This window comes from Solidesulfovibrio sp. (genome assembly GCF_029978005.1).
GTDB lineage: Bacteria > Desulfobacterota > Desulfovibrionia > Desulfovibrionales > Desulfovibrionaceae > Solidesulfovibrio.
Genome location: NZ_JARKOZ010000185.1, coordinates 1 through 16,011, shown reverse-complemented (window position 1 = coordinate 16,011; position 16,011 = coordinate 1). Strand labels below are relative to the sequence as shown.

11 protein-coding genes are annotated in these 16,011 nt (G+C 68.0%); 6 read left to right on the top strand and 5 right to left on the bottom strand.

Translation table 11 applies throughout. The features are described from left to right. Positions 1-135: 135 nt before the first annotated feature. Genes kdpC through kdpF form a run of 4 tightly spaced genes read right to left on the bottom strand, consistent with a single transcriptional unit; the run spans position 136 to position 4,737 of the window. Complete coding sequence (gene kdpC / locus Q1K70_RS19910) at positions 136-729, bottom strand: potassium-transporting ATPase subunit KdpC (RefSeq protein WP_300163687.1); 594 nt, start codon at positions 727-729, stop codon at positions 136-138. 10 nt (positions 730-739) lie between these two features. Beyond that, on the bottom strand, positions 740-2,818 hold the full coding sequence (gene kdpB / locus Q1K70_RS19905) for a potassium-transporting ATPase subunit KdpB (protein WP_300163684.1): 2,079 nt from the start codon (positions 2,816-2,818) through the stop codon (positions 740-742). Positions 2,819-2,842: 24 nt separating this feature from the next. Next, positions 2,843-4,657: a potassium-transporting ATPase subunit KdpA gene (gene kdpA, locus Q1K70_RS19900; RefSeq protein ID WP_300163682.1), complete on the bottom strand. Its 1,815-nt coding sequence runs from the start codon at positions 4,655-4,657 to the stop codon at positions 2,843-2,845. Next, positions 4,654-4,737: a K(+)-transporting ATPase subunit F gene (gene kdpF / locus Q1K70_RS22185; protein WP_366521748.1), complete on the bottom strand. Its 84-nt coding sequence runs from the start codon at positions 4,735-4,737 to the stop codon at positions 4,654-4,656. Before kdpF ends, kdpA begins: the two co-directional genes overlap by 4 nt. A 309-nt stretch (positions 4,738-5,046) precedes the next feature. Here kdpF and Q1K70_RS19895 point away from each other — a divergent pair, with 309 nt between their 5' ends. From Q1K70_RS19895 to Q1K70_RS19885, 3 genes are all read left to right on the top strand, one after another. Continuing rightward, complete coding sequence (locus Q1K70_RS19895; RefSeq protein ID WP_300163679.1) at positions 5,047-5,628, top strand: TetR/AcrR family transcriptional regulator; 582 nt, start codon at positions 5,047-5,049, stop codon at positions 5,626-5,628. Positions 5,629-5,805: 177 nt separating this feature from the next. Then, complete coding sequence (locus Q1K70_RS19890; RefSeq protein WP_300163676.1) at positions 5,806-7,026, top strand: efflux RND transporter periplasmic adaptor subunit; 1,221 nt, start codon at positions 5,806-5,808, stop codon at positions 7,024-7,026. After that, complete coding sequence (locus Q1K70_RS19885; RefSeq protein ID WP_300163673.1) at positions 7,026-10,172, top strand: efflux RND transporter permease subunit; 3,147 nt, start codon at positions 7,026-7,028, stop codon at positions 10,170-10,172. The genes Q1K70_RS19890 and Q1K70_RS19885 overlap by 1 nt, the downstream gene beginning before the upstream one ends. 132 nt (positions 10,173-10,304) lie before the next feature. Here Q1K70_RS19885 and Q1K70_RS19880 read toward each other — a convergent pair whose 3' ends face one another. Then, positions 10,305-12,215 (bottom strand): sigma 54-interacting transcriptional regulator, encoded by a 1,911-nt coding sequence (locus Q1K70_RS19880; RefSeq protein WP_300163671.1) that lies wholly within the window; start codon positions 12,213-12,215, stop codon positions 10,305-10,307. 290 nt (positions 12,216-12,505) lie between these two features. Between Q1K70_RS19880 and Q1K70_RS19875 the strand changes: the two genes are divergently transcribed. From Q1K70_RS19875 to Q1K70_RS19865, 3 genes are all read left to right on the top strand, one after another. Beyond that, positions 12,506-13,906: an anion permease gene (locus Q1K70_RS19875; protein ID WP_300163668.1), complete on the top strand. Its 1,401-nt coding sequence runs from the start codon at positions 12,506-12,508 to the stop codon at positions 13,904-13,906. A 37-nt stretch (positions 13,907-13,943) separates the two neighbouring features. Beyond that, a complete protein-coding gene (locus Q1K70_RS19870; RefSeq protein WP_300163665.1) occupies positions 13,944-15,563 on the top strand; it encodes a rhodanese-like domain-containing protein in 1,620 nt (539 codons plus the stop codon). 190 nt (positions 15,564-15,753) lie between these two features. Then, positions 15,754-16,011: cation:dicarboxylase symporter family transporter (locus Q1K70_RS19865; protein ID WP_300163662.1), on the top strand; the 258-nt coding region annotated here is incomplete at its 3' end.

Here is a 16,011-nt window from a genome sequence, read left to right as displayed (position 1 = left end):
CCGGATGCACGGGCAAGGTTGCGGCTCGCGGGAAGCCGTCGCGTTCTTTCATGGGGCAGGCCCCGGAAGATGGCAAGAGGGCGCGCGGGGCGTAGGGCCCGCGCCCGACGCCCCGGCGCGCCCCCGTCTGCGGTCCTACTTCCTTTCCTGTCCGGCCAGGGCGTCGAGGGCCAGGTTCAGGGCAAGGACGTTGACGCGCGACTCGCCGAGGACGCCCAGTTGCCGCCCCGCGACGTGGCGCGCCACCAGGTCGCGCACCACGGCCGGGTCCAGGCCCGTGGCCCGGGCCACCCGGGGAACCTGGTAATAGGCGGCGGCCGGGGAGATGTGCGGGTCGAGCCCGCTGCCCGAAGCCGTGACCAGCTCCACGGGCACGGGGCCGTCGCCGTTGTCCCGCCGCAGGGCGGCGGCGCGTCCGGCCGCGGCGTCGAGGAAGTCGGGGTTGGTCGGCCCGAGGTTGGAGCCCGACGAGGCCGAAGCGTCGTAGGGCTTGGGGGCGGTGGCCGAGGGCCGGCCCTGGAAATGGGCCGCCTCGGCGAAGGGCTGGCCGATGAGCGCCGAGCCGACGACCTGGCCGTTTTTTTCGACGAGGCTGCCGCCGGCCTGGTCCGGGAAGAGGAGCCCGGCCAGGCCGGTCATGACCACGGGGTACGCGCCGCCGGTGAGCAGGGTCAGGACGACGAGCATCAAAAACGCCGGCCGGCATTGTCTCAGTGCTTCGGAAAACATGGCTTTCTCCTTACGAGGCCAGGCCCAGGGCGACCAGGAAGAGGTCGATGGCTTTTATGCCGACAAACGGCACGACGAGGCCGCCGACGCCGTAGACGAGCAGGTTGTCGCGCAGCGCCCTGGCCGCGCCCACGGCCCGGTAGCGCACGCCGCGAAGGGCCAGCGGAATGAGCGCCACGATGATCAGGGCGTTGAAGATGACCGCCGACAGGATGGCCGAGCGCGGCGTGGCCAGGCCCATGACGTTGAGCGCCCCGAGCTGGGGGTAGATGCCGACGAAGGCCGCCGGGATGATGGCGAAGTACTTGGCGATGTCGTTGGCGATGGAGAAGGTGGTCAGCGAGCCGCGCGTCATGAGCAGCTGCTTGCCGATGGCCACCACCTCCAGGAGCTTGGTGGGATTGGAGTCCAGGTCCACCATGTTCCCGGCCTCCTTGGCGGCCTGGGTGCCGGAGTTCATGGCCACGCCCACGTCCGCCTGGGCCAGGGCCGGGGCGTCGTTGGTGCCGTCGCCGGTCATGGCCACGAGCCGCCCCTCGGCCTGGGTCTTGCGGATCAGCGCCAGCTTGTTCTCGGGCGTGGCCTCGGCCAGGAAGTCGTCCACCCCGGCCTCGGCCGCGATGGCCGCCGCGGTCAGCGGATTGTCGCCGGTGACCATGACGGTCTTGATGCCCATGCCGCGAAGCTTGGCGAAGCGCTCGCGGATGCCGCCCTTGACGATGTCCTTGAGCCAGATCGCGCCCAGGATGCGGTCGTTTTCGGCCACGAGCAGAGGCGTGCCCCCGGATTCGGCGATGGCGCGCACCTGCTCGTCCACCTCGGGCGGGACCGCGCCGCCCCGGTCCGTGGCGAAGCGCCTGACCGCGTCGGGCGCGCCCTTGCGGATGGTCCGGCCCGGGAGGTCGACGCCGGAAAGCCGGGTCTGGGCGGTGAAGGGGACGAAGGCCGCGCCCAGGGCGTGCATGTCCCGGCCCCGGATGCCGAAGCGTTCTTTGGCCAGCACCACGATGGAGCGGCCTTCCGGGGTTTCGTCGGCCAGGGAGGCCAGCTGGGCCACGTCGGCCAGGTCCTTCTCGGCCACGCCCGGCAAGGGGAGGAAGTCGTCGGCCTGGCGGTTGCCCAGGGTGATGGTGCCGGTCTTGTCCAGGAGCAGCACGTCCACGTCGCCGGCCGCTTCCACGGCCCGGCCCGAGGTGGCGATGACCCCGGCCTGGATGAGCCGGTCCATGCCGGCGATGCCGATGGCCGAGAGCAGGCCGCCGATGGTGGTCGGGGCCAGGCACACGAACAGCGCCGCCAGCACGGTGATGGTCACGGCCGCGCCCTGGCCGGCCTGCTCCACGGCGAAGACGGAGTAGGGGAGCAGCGTGGCGCACACGACCAGGAAGACCAGGGTCAGGGCGGCCAGCAGGATGCCGAGCGCGATTTCGTTTGGCGTCTTGCGCCGCTTGGCCCCTTCGACCAGGGCGATCATGCGGTCGAGGAAGGTCTCTCCCGCCTCGGCCGCCACGCGCACCACCACCCAGTCGGAAAGCAGGCGCGTGCCGCCGGTGACGGCGCTGCGGTCGCCGCCGGCCTCGCGGATGACCGGAGCCGATTCGCCGGTGATGGCGCTTTCGTCCACCGAAGCCACTCCCTCGAGGATCTCCCCGTCGCACGGGACGAAGTCGCCGGCTTCCACCAGCACGGTCTCGCCTTTTTTGAGGCTCGTGGAGGGCACGATCTGGATGGCGGCCTGGCGGCTGGGCGAAGCGAGCTTTTTCGCCTGGATGTCGCGCCGGGCCTGGCGCAACGCATCGGCTTGCGCCTTGCCGCGCCCCTCGGCCATGGCCTCGGCGAAGTTGGCGAAGAGCACCGTGAACCACAGCCAGACGGCGATGGCCAGAATGAAGGGGGCCGGGGCCTCGCCGCGGCCGGCCAGGGCCTGGACGAACAGCGCCGTGGTCAGCAGCGACCCGGCGTAGACCGTGAACATGACCGGGTTTCGCAACTGGTTTTGGGGCGCGAGCTTGCGGAAGGAATCGGCGATGGCCCGCCGCACCAACGGCGGGTCGAAGAGCGGGCGTTTTTCGTTCTTGCTTTTGCTCATGGCGATGCTCTCTTGAAAGTCGGATCAGCGGCCGATCATGGCCAGGTGTTCGGCGACGGGGCCCAGGGCCAGGGCCGGGATGAAGGTCAGCGCCCCGACCACCAGGACCACGGCCACGAGGAGACCCACGAAAAGGGGCGTGTGGGTGGGCAGGGTGCCGGGCCCCTGGGGCACGATCCGCTTGGCGCCAAGCGACCCGGCGATAGCCAGGACCGGCACGGCCAGCCAGAAGCGGCCCAGGAACATGCAGGCCGCGCCCACCAGGTCGTAGAACGGCGCGTTGGCCGAAAGCCCGGCAAAGGCGCTGCCGTTGTTGTTGGCCATGGAGGAGAAGGCGTAGAGGATCTCGCTGAAGCCGTGGATGCCCGGATTGGCCACGGCCGCCTTGGCGCTCGGCACGAGGACGGCCCAGGCCGTGGCCATGAGGACCAGGAAGGGCGGAATGAGGATCACGAGCGAGGCCATCTTCATCTCGAAGGGCTCGATCTTCTTGCCGAGGTATTCCGGCGTGCGCCCCACCATGAGCCCGGCCACGAACACGGCCACCACGGCGAAGACCAGCATGCCGTAAAGCCCCGACCCGACGCCCCCGAAGACCACCTCGCCGAGCTGCATGAGGAGCATGGGAACCAGGCCGCCAAGCGGCGTGAAGGAGTCGTGCATGGCGTTGACCGAGCCGTTGGAGGCGGCCGTGGTGGCCGTGGCCCACAGGGTCGAGCCGGCGATGCCGAACCGGACCTCCTTGCCCTCCATGTTGCCGCCGGCCTGGGCGCGTGCGCCCTCGGCGGCGGCCTGGTCCGCGCCCAGGCGCGTCAGGGCCGGGTTGCCGGCCTGCTCGGCCACGACGCAGGCCCCCAGCAGCACGACGAAGATGACCGCCATGGCCGCCAGCACGGCCGCGCCCTGGCGTCTGTCCGCGACCATGATCCCGAAGGTGATGCAAAGGGCCGCCGGGAGAAGCAGGATGGACAGCAGTTCCAGGAAGTTGGACAGCGGGGTCGGGTTTTCGAAGGGATGGGCCGAGTTGACGTTGAAAAAGCCGCCGCCGTTGGTGCCGAGCTGCTTGATGGCCACCTGGGAGGCCACCGGCCCCCGGGCGATGGTCTGCTCGGTCATCGTCGCCGGCTCGGTTTGGGCCTTGCCGGCGGCGTCAAGGACCGGCGCGCCCGAAGCGTCCTTGACCGGGCTGTCGTAGTCCGTGGGCTCGAGGAGCGTGGCCGTGGCCGCGCCCTGGAAGGTCTGGGGCACTCCCTGCCAGACCAGGAGCAGGGCCAGGACCACGGACAACGGCAGGAGGACGTAGAGGGTGGAGCGGGTCAGGTCTTTCCAGAAATTGCCGAGGTTTTGGGTCTCGCGCCGGCTGAGCCCCCGGATGAGGGCGGCCAGCACCGCCATGCCGGCGGCCGCCGACAGGAAGTTGTGGGAGGTGAGCCCCAGCATCTGGGTCAGGTAGCTCATGGTGGTTTCGCCGCCGTAGGCCTGCCAGTTGGTGTTGGTGGAAAAGCTCACGGCGGTGTTGAGGGCAAGGTCCGGCGCGACGGCGGCCAAGCCGTCGGGGTTGAGGGGCAGGACCGCCTGGAGGCGCTGCTGGAGATAGAGCAGGAGAATGGAAAAGCCCGTGAAGGCCATCAGGGAGGCCACGTAGGCCTTCCAGTCCATCTCCCGGTCCGCGTCGAGGCCGCAAAGGCGGTAGAGGCAACGCTCCACCGGGCCGAGCAGGCGGTCCAGGCCGCAGGGGCGGCCGGCGTAGACCCTGGCCATGTAGGCCCCCAGGGGCCAGGCCAGGCCCAGAAGGACGGCCAGGTAAAGGGCGATCTGCAAAAGCGCGTTTCCGGTCATTCGAACATCTCCGGTTTGAGCAGGGCCAGGATGAGGTAGACGAAAAGGACCGCGGCCAGGACGGCGCTGACGATGCCCATGGCTAGACCCTCCGCAGCCGGTCGAAATACCCGGCCAGGGCGATGGTGACCGCCACGGCGGCCAGGATCGAACCCAGAAAGACGATGTCGTCGAACATGAGGAAGCCTCCGTTTGTTTGGCCCGACCCTACCGCGACCGGCGTAAAAAAGGCGTTAAAATGCGTCGCAGAGGCATAAGAATTTCGTTAATGCCTCGGCGGCGTTCGCCGCCGGCGGGACGCAGCGCCAGGATTCCCTTGACAAGCCACGGGAAAGGGGACTTAAACGAACGTTCAGTAATTCCCGTGAGGCGCCATGGCTGCCCCGAATATGCGAGAGAAAATCCTGACCGCCGCCGCGCGGCTTTTCGCCGACAACGGCTACAGCGCCGTTTCCATGCGCCGCATCGCCACGGCAGTCGGGGTGACGCAGGCAAATTTATATTATTATTTCAGGGATAAAGAGGAGCTCATCCGGTCCGTGCTGGAGTACGCCTTCACCGGCAAGAATCAGACCTTCGTCGCCGAGGCCGGCGACGCCGCTCTGGAGGAGCGCCTGGAGCAGGCCATCGCCTGCTTCCTGACCCTGCTGTTCGAGGACGCCGTGCTGGCGAAGCTCTTCTTCCGGGAGCTCATGACGGACGACGGGGACCGCCTGAAGTTCCTGACGGAGAACATTTTCCAGGACTCCTTCGACACCCTGGTCAAGATCCTCGGCGAGTACCTGGACACGGCGGATCCACTGCAGGCGGCCATCTTCCTCACGAGCACGCTCATCGGCTACCGGCAGTTCGCCAGGATCATCCCCCACCTGCACGGGGCGAAGCCGGAATACGTCGAACCCGCGGCCATCGCCCGGCATTTCATGGACGAGATCCGCAAGCTCTCCAAGGAAAACGCCGTTTCAGGCTAGGGCGGCGGGTCCGCCGCATGGACTGTTATTTTGGAAGTTTTGTTAATATAGCAATCAAATACGGCATGCGTTCCTCGAAAGGACGGTCGCCGGCAGCAGCCGGGGCGTCGGGCATCGGGCGAGAGGGAAGGCATGCCGCGGATACCGTTTCACACGCATCGCCGCCGGAGGTCTTCTATGCCGCGCCAGGGTCGCATCGCTTCACGCGGATCGTTGTTGGGGGTTTTTCTTCTGCTTTCGCTCCTCGCCGGCTGCGGCCGCGACAACCAGACCGCCGGGCCGCAGAGGGGCACGCCGGAAGTGTCCTTCGTGACGATGCGGCCCCGCGAAGTGGCGCTTTCCACGGAGTTGTCCGGCCGCACCTCGGCCTTCCGGGTGGCCGAGATACGCCCGCGCGTCAACGGCCTCATCGAAAAGCGCCTGTTTACCGAGGGCTCCAACGTGGCCGAAGGCCAGGTACTCTATCAGATCGACCCCGCCCCCTTCCAGGCGGAGCTGGACAACGCCCAGGCCGCCCTCACCGAGGCCAAGGCCAAGCTTCCGACGACCCGGCTGCGGGCCGAGCGCTACCAGTGGCTCGTCTCGCGCAGCGCGCTCAGCCAACAGGACTACGACGACGCCGCCTCCAACCTCGACCAGGTCAAGGCCAACATCGTCTCCCTGGAGGCCCGGGTGGAGACGGCCCGCATCAACCTGGGCTACACCAAGGTCGTCGCGCCCATTCCGGGCCGCATCGGCAAGTCCAGCGTGACCGACGGGGCCATCGTCACGGCCTACCAGTCCACCGCCCTGGCCACCATCCAGCAGCTCGACCCCATCTACGTGGACGTGCCCCAATCCACCGCGGACATGCTGCGCATGAAGGCCCGCTTCAAGGAAGGCCTGCTCAACCCCCAGGAAAAGGGGCAGGACAAGGTCCGGCTCATCCTGGAGGACGGCAATCCCTACCCCCTGGAAGGCACGTTTCAGTTCAGCGACGTCACCGTGGACCCCACCACCGGTTCGGTCATCCTGCGCCTGATCTTTCCCAACCCGGAAGGCGAGATCCTGCCGGGCATGTTCGTCAAGGCCGTGCTGCGGGAGGGCGTCAACCCCAAGGCCCTCCTCGTCCCCCAGCAGGGGGTGTCCCGGGACACCAAGGGCAACCCCTTCGCGCTCATCGTGGACGCCGAAAACAAGGTCGTCCTGCGGCCCCTGAACCTGGACCGGGCCATCGGCGGCGACTGGCTGGTCGCCTCCGGCCTGGCCCCGGGCGACCGGGTCATCGTCGAGGGCCAGCAGATGCTGCGGCCCGGGACCGTGGTCAAGGCCACGTCCCTTGACCAGGCCGGGCAGGAGTCCGCCCCGCAGGGCAGCGCCGCAGCCGGGTCGCCCAAACAGGGCGCGGAGGGCAAGTAATGCTCTCGAAATTCTTTCTGGACCGGCCCGTCTTCGCCTGGGTCATCGCCATCATCCTGCTGTCCCTGGGGGGGCTTGCCATCTACGGCATGCCCATCGCCCAGTATCCGCCCATCGCGCCGCCCTCCATCGCCATCACCGCCTACTACCCGGGCGCGTCGGCCGAGACGGTGGAGAACACCGTGACCCAGATCATCGAGCAGAAGATGACCGGGCTCGACGGCATGCTGTACTTGAGCGGCTCCAGCTCCTCCTCGGGCGAGGCCCGGCTGGAGATGACCTTCACGCCCGGCACCGATCCGGACATCGCCTGGTCCAAGGTGCAAAACAAGCTCCAGCTGGCCATGGCCAGCCTGCCCGACGAGGTGCAGCGCTCGGGCGTCAAGGTCAGCAAGTCCACCCGCAACTACTTGATCGTCGTGGGCCTGATCTCCGAAGACGGCAGCATGCGCGGCGAGGACCTGCGCGACTACGCCCAGTCCACCCTGGAGAAGGTTCTGTCCCGGGTGCCGGGCGTGGGCGAGGTGGAGAACTTCGGCACCCAGTACGCCCTGCGCGTCTGGCTCGACCCGGACAAGCTCAACAGCTTCAACCTGACCATGGACGACGTGGTCTCGGCCCTTGGGTCCTACAACGTCGAGGTCTCGGCCGGACAGTTCGGCGGCGCGCCGGCCGAGCCCGGCCAGCGGCTCAATTCCCCCATCGTGGTGCAGCACCTCCTGCAGACCCCGGAGCAGTTCGCCGCCATCCCCCTTCGCATCAACCAGGACGGCTCCGTGGTCCGCATCAAGGACGTGGGGCGCACCGAGCTCGGCTCCGAGCGTTCCGACATCGTGGGCTTCCACAACGGCCGGCCCTCGGCGGCCATGGCCATCCGCCAGGCCTCCGGGGCCAACGCCCTGGCCACGGCCGCGGCCATCAAGGACAAGATGGAGGAAATGAGCCGCTATTTCCCCCACGGCATGAAGGTGGTCTATCCGTACGACACCACGCCCTTCACCAAGGTGGCCATCCACGAGGTGGTCAAGACGCTGTTCGAGGCGGTGGCGCTCGTCTTCCTCATCATGTTCCTGTTCATGGGCAACATCCGGGCCACGCTCATCCCGACCATCGCTGTGCCCGTGGTGCTCATGGGCACGTTCGCGGTCCTTTTCTTCTGCGGCTACTCCATCAACATGCTGACCATGTTCGCCATGGTGCTGGCCATCGGCCTGCTGGTGGACGACGCCATCGTGGTGGTGGAAAACGTCGAGCGCATCATGTCCGAGGAGGGGCTTTCGCCCCGGGAGGCCACGGCCAAGTCCATGGACGAGATCACGAGCGCGCTGATCGGCATCGGCCTCGTGCTCTCGGCCGTGTTCGGGCCCATGGCCTTCTTCCAGGGCTCGACGGGCGTGCTCTACCGCCAGTTCTCCATCACCCTTATCGCGGCCATGCTGCTGTCCGTGCTGGTCGCCCTCATCCTGACCCCGGTCCTTTGCGCCACGTTTTTGAAGCCCGTGCCCAAGGGGCACGAGCCCTCGGAAAACGTGGTCTTCTTCCTGCGCCCCTTCTTCCGCGGCTTCGACCGGGTCTTCTTCGGGGTGCGCGCCGCCTACGTGCGCCTGGTGGGCCACTCCTTCGCCAAATCCACGCGCTACATCCTTTTGTACTGCGCCATCGTGGCCGTGGTCGCCTACCTGTTCCACGGCATGGCCACCTCCTACATCCCGGACGAGGACCAGGGCATCCTCATGGTCCAGGCCACGCTGCCCCCGGGCTCCAGCACCCTGGAGCAGACCCGGGCCGTGATGATCAAGGTCCGGGACTATTTTCTGGAGCGGGAAAAGGACGCCGTGGAATCCGTCATGGACATCTCCGGCGTCAGCTTCGGCGGCCAGGGCCAGAACATGGCCCTGAGCTTCGTCAAGCTCAAGGACTGGGACCTGCGGCCGGGGGAAAACCTCAAGGTCAAGGCCATCGCCGCCCGGGCCATGGCGGAGTTCTCCAAGATCAAGGAGGCGCAGGTCTTCGCCTTCCCGCCGCCGCCGGTGGTGGAGCTCGGCATGGCCACGGGCTTCGACTTCGAGCTACAGGATCGCGGCGGGCTCGGGCACGACAAGCTCATGGCCGCCCGCAACCAGCTCCTCGGCATGGCCCGCCAGGACCCGCGCCTGGTCCGGGTGCGGCCAAACGGCATGGAGGACGTGCCGGAATACTACGTGGACGTGGATTGGGACAAGGCCGGGGCGCTCGGCGTGCCCATCGCCTCCATCCACTCGACCATCGCCGCCGCCTTCGGCAGCAGCTACGTCAACAACTTCATCCAGGGCGGCCGGGTCAAGCAGGTCTACGTGCAGGCCGACGCGCCCTTCCGCATGCTGCCCAAGGACCTCATCCGGCTCTACGTGCGCAACACCGCCGGCAAGATGGTGCCGGTTTCCGCCTTCGCCACCGGGCGCTGGTCCGTAGGCTCGCCCAAGCTCGAGCGCTACAACGGCTTCCCGTCCATCGACATCTGGGGCGAGCCCGCCCCCGGGCACAGCACCGGCGAGGCCATGGCCCTCATGGAGGAATTCGCCGCCAAGCTGCCCCAGGGCGTCGGCTTCGACTGGACCGGGCTGTCCTACCAGGAACGCATGGCCACGGCCCAGGGCCCCATCCTCTACGCCTTCTCGATCTTCGTGATCTTTTTGTGCGTGGCGGCGCTCTACGAGAGCTGGACCATCCCCATCGTCAACATGCTCATGTTGCCGCTCGGCGTGCTCGGGGCCATCGTGGCCACGTCCATGCGGGGGTTTCCCAACGACGTCTATTTCCAGATCGGCTTTCTCACCACCCTGGGCCTGTCCACGAAAAACGCCATCCTCATCATCCAGTTCATCCAGGAGCGCATGGGGCACGGCGAAGGGCTCGTCGAGGCGACGCTCGGGGCGGTCAAGACGCGGTTTCGGCCGGTGCTGATGACCTCGCTGGCCTTTTTCTTCGGCGTGCTGCCTCTGGCCATCGCCACCGGGGCCGGGGCCGGGGCCATGAACGCCATCGGCACGGCCGTGTGCGGCGGCATGATCTCCGCCACCTTCATCGACCTGATCTTCATCCCGCTGTTCTTCGTCGTCGTCTCCAACCTGTTCCAGGGCCGGCGGCGCATTGGGCACACCCCCTGACCATGGGTGCGCCGTCGTCGCGGACCGTTTCGAGACTTCGAGGGGCCGGGAGCATGTATCCCGGCCCTTTTTCGTGGGGTGCGCGCCGGCGGCGGGCCTGGGGGCAGGGCGATCGTCCTGCCACGCGACGCTTCAGCTGCCGCCGGCTTCGCTCAGGGCGCGCCAGAGGGTGGTGGGGCTGATGTCGAGCTCCCGGGCCGCCGCCTCCTTGTCGCCGCCGTGTTGGGCCACGGCCTGGCGGATGAGCGCGACCCTGGCCTGGCGCAGGTTGTCCTTGAGGCTCTTGCCCGGTCGCCCCCCGGTGTCGCCGGTCCGGTCCCAGGGCATTTCGCTGACCCCCTCCCGGAACACCTCCTCGAACAGCGCCTCGTCCGGGGCGAGGCCTTCCAGCTGGATCAGGTAGCTCTCCATCATGGCCGCCAGTTCCCGGACGTTGCCGGGCCAGGTGTGGCCGCGCAGGGCGGCGGTCATGGCCGGGGTGATCACCGTGGAGGGTTTGCCGTGGCGGCGCAGCAGCATGTCCAGCAGGTCCGGGATGTCCTCCAGGCGATCGCGCAGGGGAGGCACGGCGATCTTCAGGGTGGAGAGCCTATAGTAGAGGTCCAGCCGGAAGCGGCCGGCCTCCACCAGCTCGATGAGGGAGCGGTGGGAGGCGCAGACCACGCGTACGTCCACGGTGCGGATGCGGCTCGCGCCCACGCGCATGACCTCGCGCGTCTCCAGCACGCGCAAAAGCCGCAGCTGCACCTCGTGGCGGATCTCGCCCACCTCGTCGAGAAAGATGGTGCCGCCGTCGCTCATCTCGAAAAGGCCGGCCTTGCCGCCCCGTTTGGCCCCGGTGAAGGCCCCGTCCTCGTAGCCGAACAGCTCGCTCTCGATGAGGTTTTCCGGCAGGGCGGCGCAGTTGACGGCCACGAAGGCCTTGTTGCGGCGGTCGCTTTCGGCGTGCAGGGCGTGGGCCACCAGTTCCTTGCCCGAGCCGGTCTCGCCGCAGATGCGCACCGTGGCCCCGGTGGGGGCGAAGCGGCGTATCTTGCGCTTGAGGTCGCGTATGGCCGGGCCGCGGCCCCGGATGTCGTCCAGGCCGGTGCGGGTCGTCAGGCCCTTGGCCGCCAGTTCCTCGCTGATCTTGCGGTTGATGCTCTGCAGGGAAGGGACGTCCCGGAAAAGGGCCAGGGCCCCGGGCACCCCGGAATGGACGATCAGGGGGATGGCCGTGACCACCAGGTGCTGGTCGGCCAGCTCCACGATCTTGTCGTGGCTGGCGGTCTTTTCCGACAGGGCCCGGCGCAGTTGGAGGGCGTCGTAGAAGGAGCGCAGCTGCGGCGCGCCGGCTCCGGGGCCGAGTCGCAGCAGCCGGGCGGCGCGCTTGTTGGAGTAGATGAGGTTTTCCTTGTCGTCGATGCAGACCACGCCTTCCTGCAGATGCCGGAGGATGCCGAGCAGGTCGCCGTGGCGGGCGGCCTCGATGCGCTTTTGCCGGGCCGTGGCCTGGGCCTGCTCCAGGGCCAGGCGGATGCTGTGGGGGTTGGGGTGGATGACGAATCCCGTGCCGCCGCAGTTTTCCATGCACTTCTTGCTGACGCCGCCGCCGACCAGCACCCGCACGCCCTGGTCGTAGGCGGCGCGCACCTTGTGGAAGAGCTCGGCCCAGTTGGCGTAGACGATGTGGTGGATGGAGATGCCGAGCAGCTCCTCGATGACGGCGATGTCGTGGCTTTCGCCGAGGTAGGCGGCCAGGGCGATGGTGCGGGAGACCCGGGCCGCCTCGCGCAGGGTCTTGATGACGTCCATGTCCGTGCGGTCGATGGGCACGGCGTTGTGCCCGAGGGCCCGCACGATGCTGCGGCCGGTGCCGCCGTGGCACAGCACGACCTCGTAGCCCTTGGCCAGGCATTCCTGGGCCAGGGGGATGGCGGATTCGGAGGTGGCGACGTGGTAGTGGATCTCGTAGTCCAGGGAATCGGCCACGCGGCGGACGCAGTCGGCGACTTCCTGGGAGTGGGCGACGAGGGCGAAGGCGAAACGGCGGTCTTGCAGCATGGAGGCTCTTTTCGTTTGTGCAAAATAAAAATTCAAAATTGAAATATCAGGCCGGGTTCAGGGCTGTCAATTATCATAACATAGCATAATAAAAAAAGTTTTCAAAAGCGCTTTTTGGCACAAGTCGTGCTAATGTCTGCCTGTCGGAGCCGAGGACGGCCGCCGCGACGCCAGCTGTCGCGCCAGGCCGCCCCGGCCAACGGCCGGCGTCACGCCGCCCCGGGAAGGCGCCCCCGGCGCGGCCACGCTCCCCAGGGAGCGGCCGGCGACAAACACGTGGAGGAAGTCTCATGCAATCGCTCAGACGTGCGGCGATTCCCATCGCCATCGGGCTCGTCCTATGGTTCCTGCCCGTGCCCCAGGGCCTCACCCAGCAGGCCTGGCACATCTTCGCGCTCATGGTGGCCATCATCGTCGGCTTCATCGTGGCCCCGCTGCCCATCGGCGCCGTGGCCTTCCTCGGCCTGACCGTCACCATGCTCACCGGTACCCTCAAGGTGGGCGAGGCCCTGGGCGGCTTCGCCTCGGGGTCCATCTGGCTCATCGCCGCGGCCTTCTTCTTCTCGCGCGGCTTCATCAAGACCGGGCTTGGCCGGCGCATCGCCTACCTCATCCTGCGGGCCATCGGCGACAGCCCCCTCAAGGTCGCCTACGCCTTCACCCTGAGCGGCCTGGTGGTGGCCCCGGCCACGCCGTCCTCCACCGCCCGGGCCGGCGGCGTCATCTACCCGATCCTGCGCAGCGTCATCTCGGTCCTCGGGTCCGAGCCCGGGCCCACGGCGCGCCGGTGCGGGGCCTTCCTCATCATGAGCTACTACCAGGTCGACGGCGTGCTTTCGGCCCTGTTCATGACCGCCATGACCGGCAACCCCCTGGCCACCGAGCTGGCCATGAAGACCGCCGGCATCAACATCTCCTGGGGCATGTGGACCCTTGCCGCCCTGGTCCCGGGCATCATCGGCATGATCACCGTGCCGTACTTCGTCTACAAGATCTATCCGCCGGAAATGAAGCATTCCCCGGAGGTCAAGGCCCTGGCCCGGGACGAGCTGATCAAGATGGGCCCCATCTCCCGGCCCGAACTCATCCTGCTCGGGGTCTTCATCCTGGCCCTGCTCCTGTGGTGCTCCGGCCCGGTGACCAAGATGGACCCCACGGTCGTCGGCTGCATCGCCGTGTCCATCATGCTCATCGGCAAGGTCCTGGACTGGAAGGACGTGCTCAATGAAAACGGCGCCTGGGACACCGTGGTCTGGATGGGCGTGCTCGTCGGCCTGGCCGGCCAGCTCTCCTCCAAGGGCTTCATCCCCTGGTTCGCCAAGACCGTGGCCGCCTCCATGGCCGGCCTGGGCTGGCCCGTGGCCTTGGGCCTTTTGCTCGTGCTCTACATCTATTCCCAGTACGGCTTCGCCAGCATGACCGCCCACGTGGCCGCCATGTACGCGGCCTTCCTGGCCGTGGCCGTGAGCCTCGGCGCGCCGGGCTACCTGTCGGCCCTGCTTTTGGCCTACGGCGGCTGCCTGTGCTACTCGCTCACCCACTACAGCGCCGGCCCCGGCCCCATCCTCTACGGGGCGGGCTTCGTCGATCTGCCCACCTGGTGGCGCATCGGCTTTCTCACCTCGATCCTGCACATCGTGACCTGGGCCGGAACCGGACCCTTCTGGTGGAAGTTCCTCGGCCTCTGGTAGCCGTTCGCATCCACTTCGCCTTCGAAAAGGAAATCCCATGCAAGCCACATATACGCCTTTGGAAGCCAAGACGCTTTTCGCCTCGGAAAAGGAATTCGCCGTTCTGGACGTCCGCGAACAGGAGGAGTTCTCCCGGTCCCATATCCTGCTGGCCAGCTGCGCCCCCCTCAGCCGGCTCGAATTCATGGTCGAGACCCTGGTCCCCTGCAGGACCGTGCCCGTGGTCCTGGTGGACAGCGGGGCCGAGACGGGCCCCTCCCGGGCGGCGCGCGCCCGCGACGTCCTTTCCGCCATGGGCTACGCCGGCGCGGCCGTCCTGGAGGGCGGCATGGAGGCCTGGAAAAAGGCCGGCTACGTCGATTTCACCGGCGTCGGAGCCCTCAGCAAGGGCTTCGGCGAATATGTGGAGGAGAAGCTCCACACTCCCCGCCTCGAGCCCCGGGAGATCAAGGCCCTCATGGACTCCGGCCGGGAGGTCGCGGTCATCGACGTGCGCCCCCGGGAGGAATACAACGCCATGAATATCCCGACCGGGCTCAACGCCCCGGGATGCGAGGTGACCTACCGCCTGGCCGACCTGGTCCCCGACCCCGAGACCCAGATCATCGTCAACTGCGCCGGCCGCACCCGCAGCATCATCGGCACCCAGACCCTGCTCAACGCCGGCATCCCCAACCCGGTGGCGGCCCTCAAGGGCGGCACCATGAACTGGCGGCTGGCCGGGCTCGACCTGGAATACGGCTCCAAGCGGCGCACCGCCCCGCCCTCGGCCGAGGCCCTGGACGCCGCCCGCCGGCGCGCCGCGGCCGTGGCCGCCAAGTACGGCGTCTCCCGGGTCGACGCCGCAACGGTCAGGGCCTGGCGGGCCGAGGCCGGCCGGCGCAGCCTGTACCTGTGCGACGTGCGCCAGCCCGAGGAATACCTGGCCGGCCACCTGCCCGGTTCGCGCAACACTCCGGGCGGGCAGCTCGTGCAGGCCACGGACGAGTACGCCGCCGTGCGCAACGCCCGGTTCGTGCTCATCGACGACACCGAGGTGCGCGCCGTCATGACCGCCCACTGGCTCGTTCAGATGGGCCTGCCCGAGGTCCACGTGCTGCGCGGCGGGCTCGGTGGCTCGGGTTTCGGCGCGGCCGGGCTCGAATACGGCCCCACGCCGCCGCCGGCCTTCGAGCCGCCCCTTGTGCCCATGATCGCCCCCCTGGAATTGAAAAAGCCCCTCGATTCGCCCACGCCGCCCCTGGTCCTGGACATCGGCGTCAGCCGCGACCACCGCAAGGGCCATGTGCCCGGCGCGGTCTGGGTGACGCGCGGCTATCTGGAGCGCGCCCGCGAGGCCCATCCCGCAGCCACGGACATCGTCGTGGCCTCGGGCAGCGAGGCGCAGGCCCGTTGCGCCGCGGCCGAGGCCGCCGTGCTGTGGCCCGGAGCCCGGGTGCGCTGCCTGGCCGGCGGCACGCCGGCCTGGATCGCGGCCGAGCTGCCCGTGGAGACGGACATGCCCGCGCCGCTGTGCGCCGAGGACGACGTCTGGTACAAGCCCTACACCGACGTCAACGCCCGCCCCGAGGCCATGAAGGGATATTTCGACTGGGAATTCGGTCTGGTCGAGCGTATCCTCAAAGACGGCAGCGTCCGCTTCAAACTGGTGTCCTAGGCGCGGCGAAAGCCCGCCTGCGGAAAGGGCCGGGGCGCGATCCCCCTCCCGAGCCCCGGCCTCTTTCCAAGAACCAACCCTCCGGTCCTTCCGCGCCGTTTCCGGCCTCGGTCCGTTCACTGCCAACGAACCCGACTGGGAAAACCCCGCCCAAGGCCCGCTCCTGGAGCTTTTCGAAAAGGAGTTTGTCGTGCACGTCAAAAAACTGCATCATTCCTTGTACTTCTGGGTCATCTTCGGCATCGTCGCCGGCATCGTCCTGGGGCTCGTTCCGGCCACCAAGGGCTTCGCCGAAAGCATGCAGCCCTTCGGCGTGGCGTTCATCCGCATGGTGAAGATGATCATCGCGCCCATCATCTTCTGCACCGTGGTCACGGGCATCGCCAAGATGGGCGACATGGGCAAGGTGGGGCGCGTGGGCATCAAGTGCATGCTCTATTTCTGGACC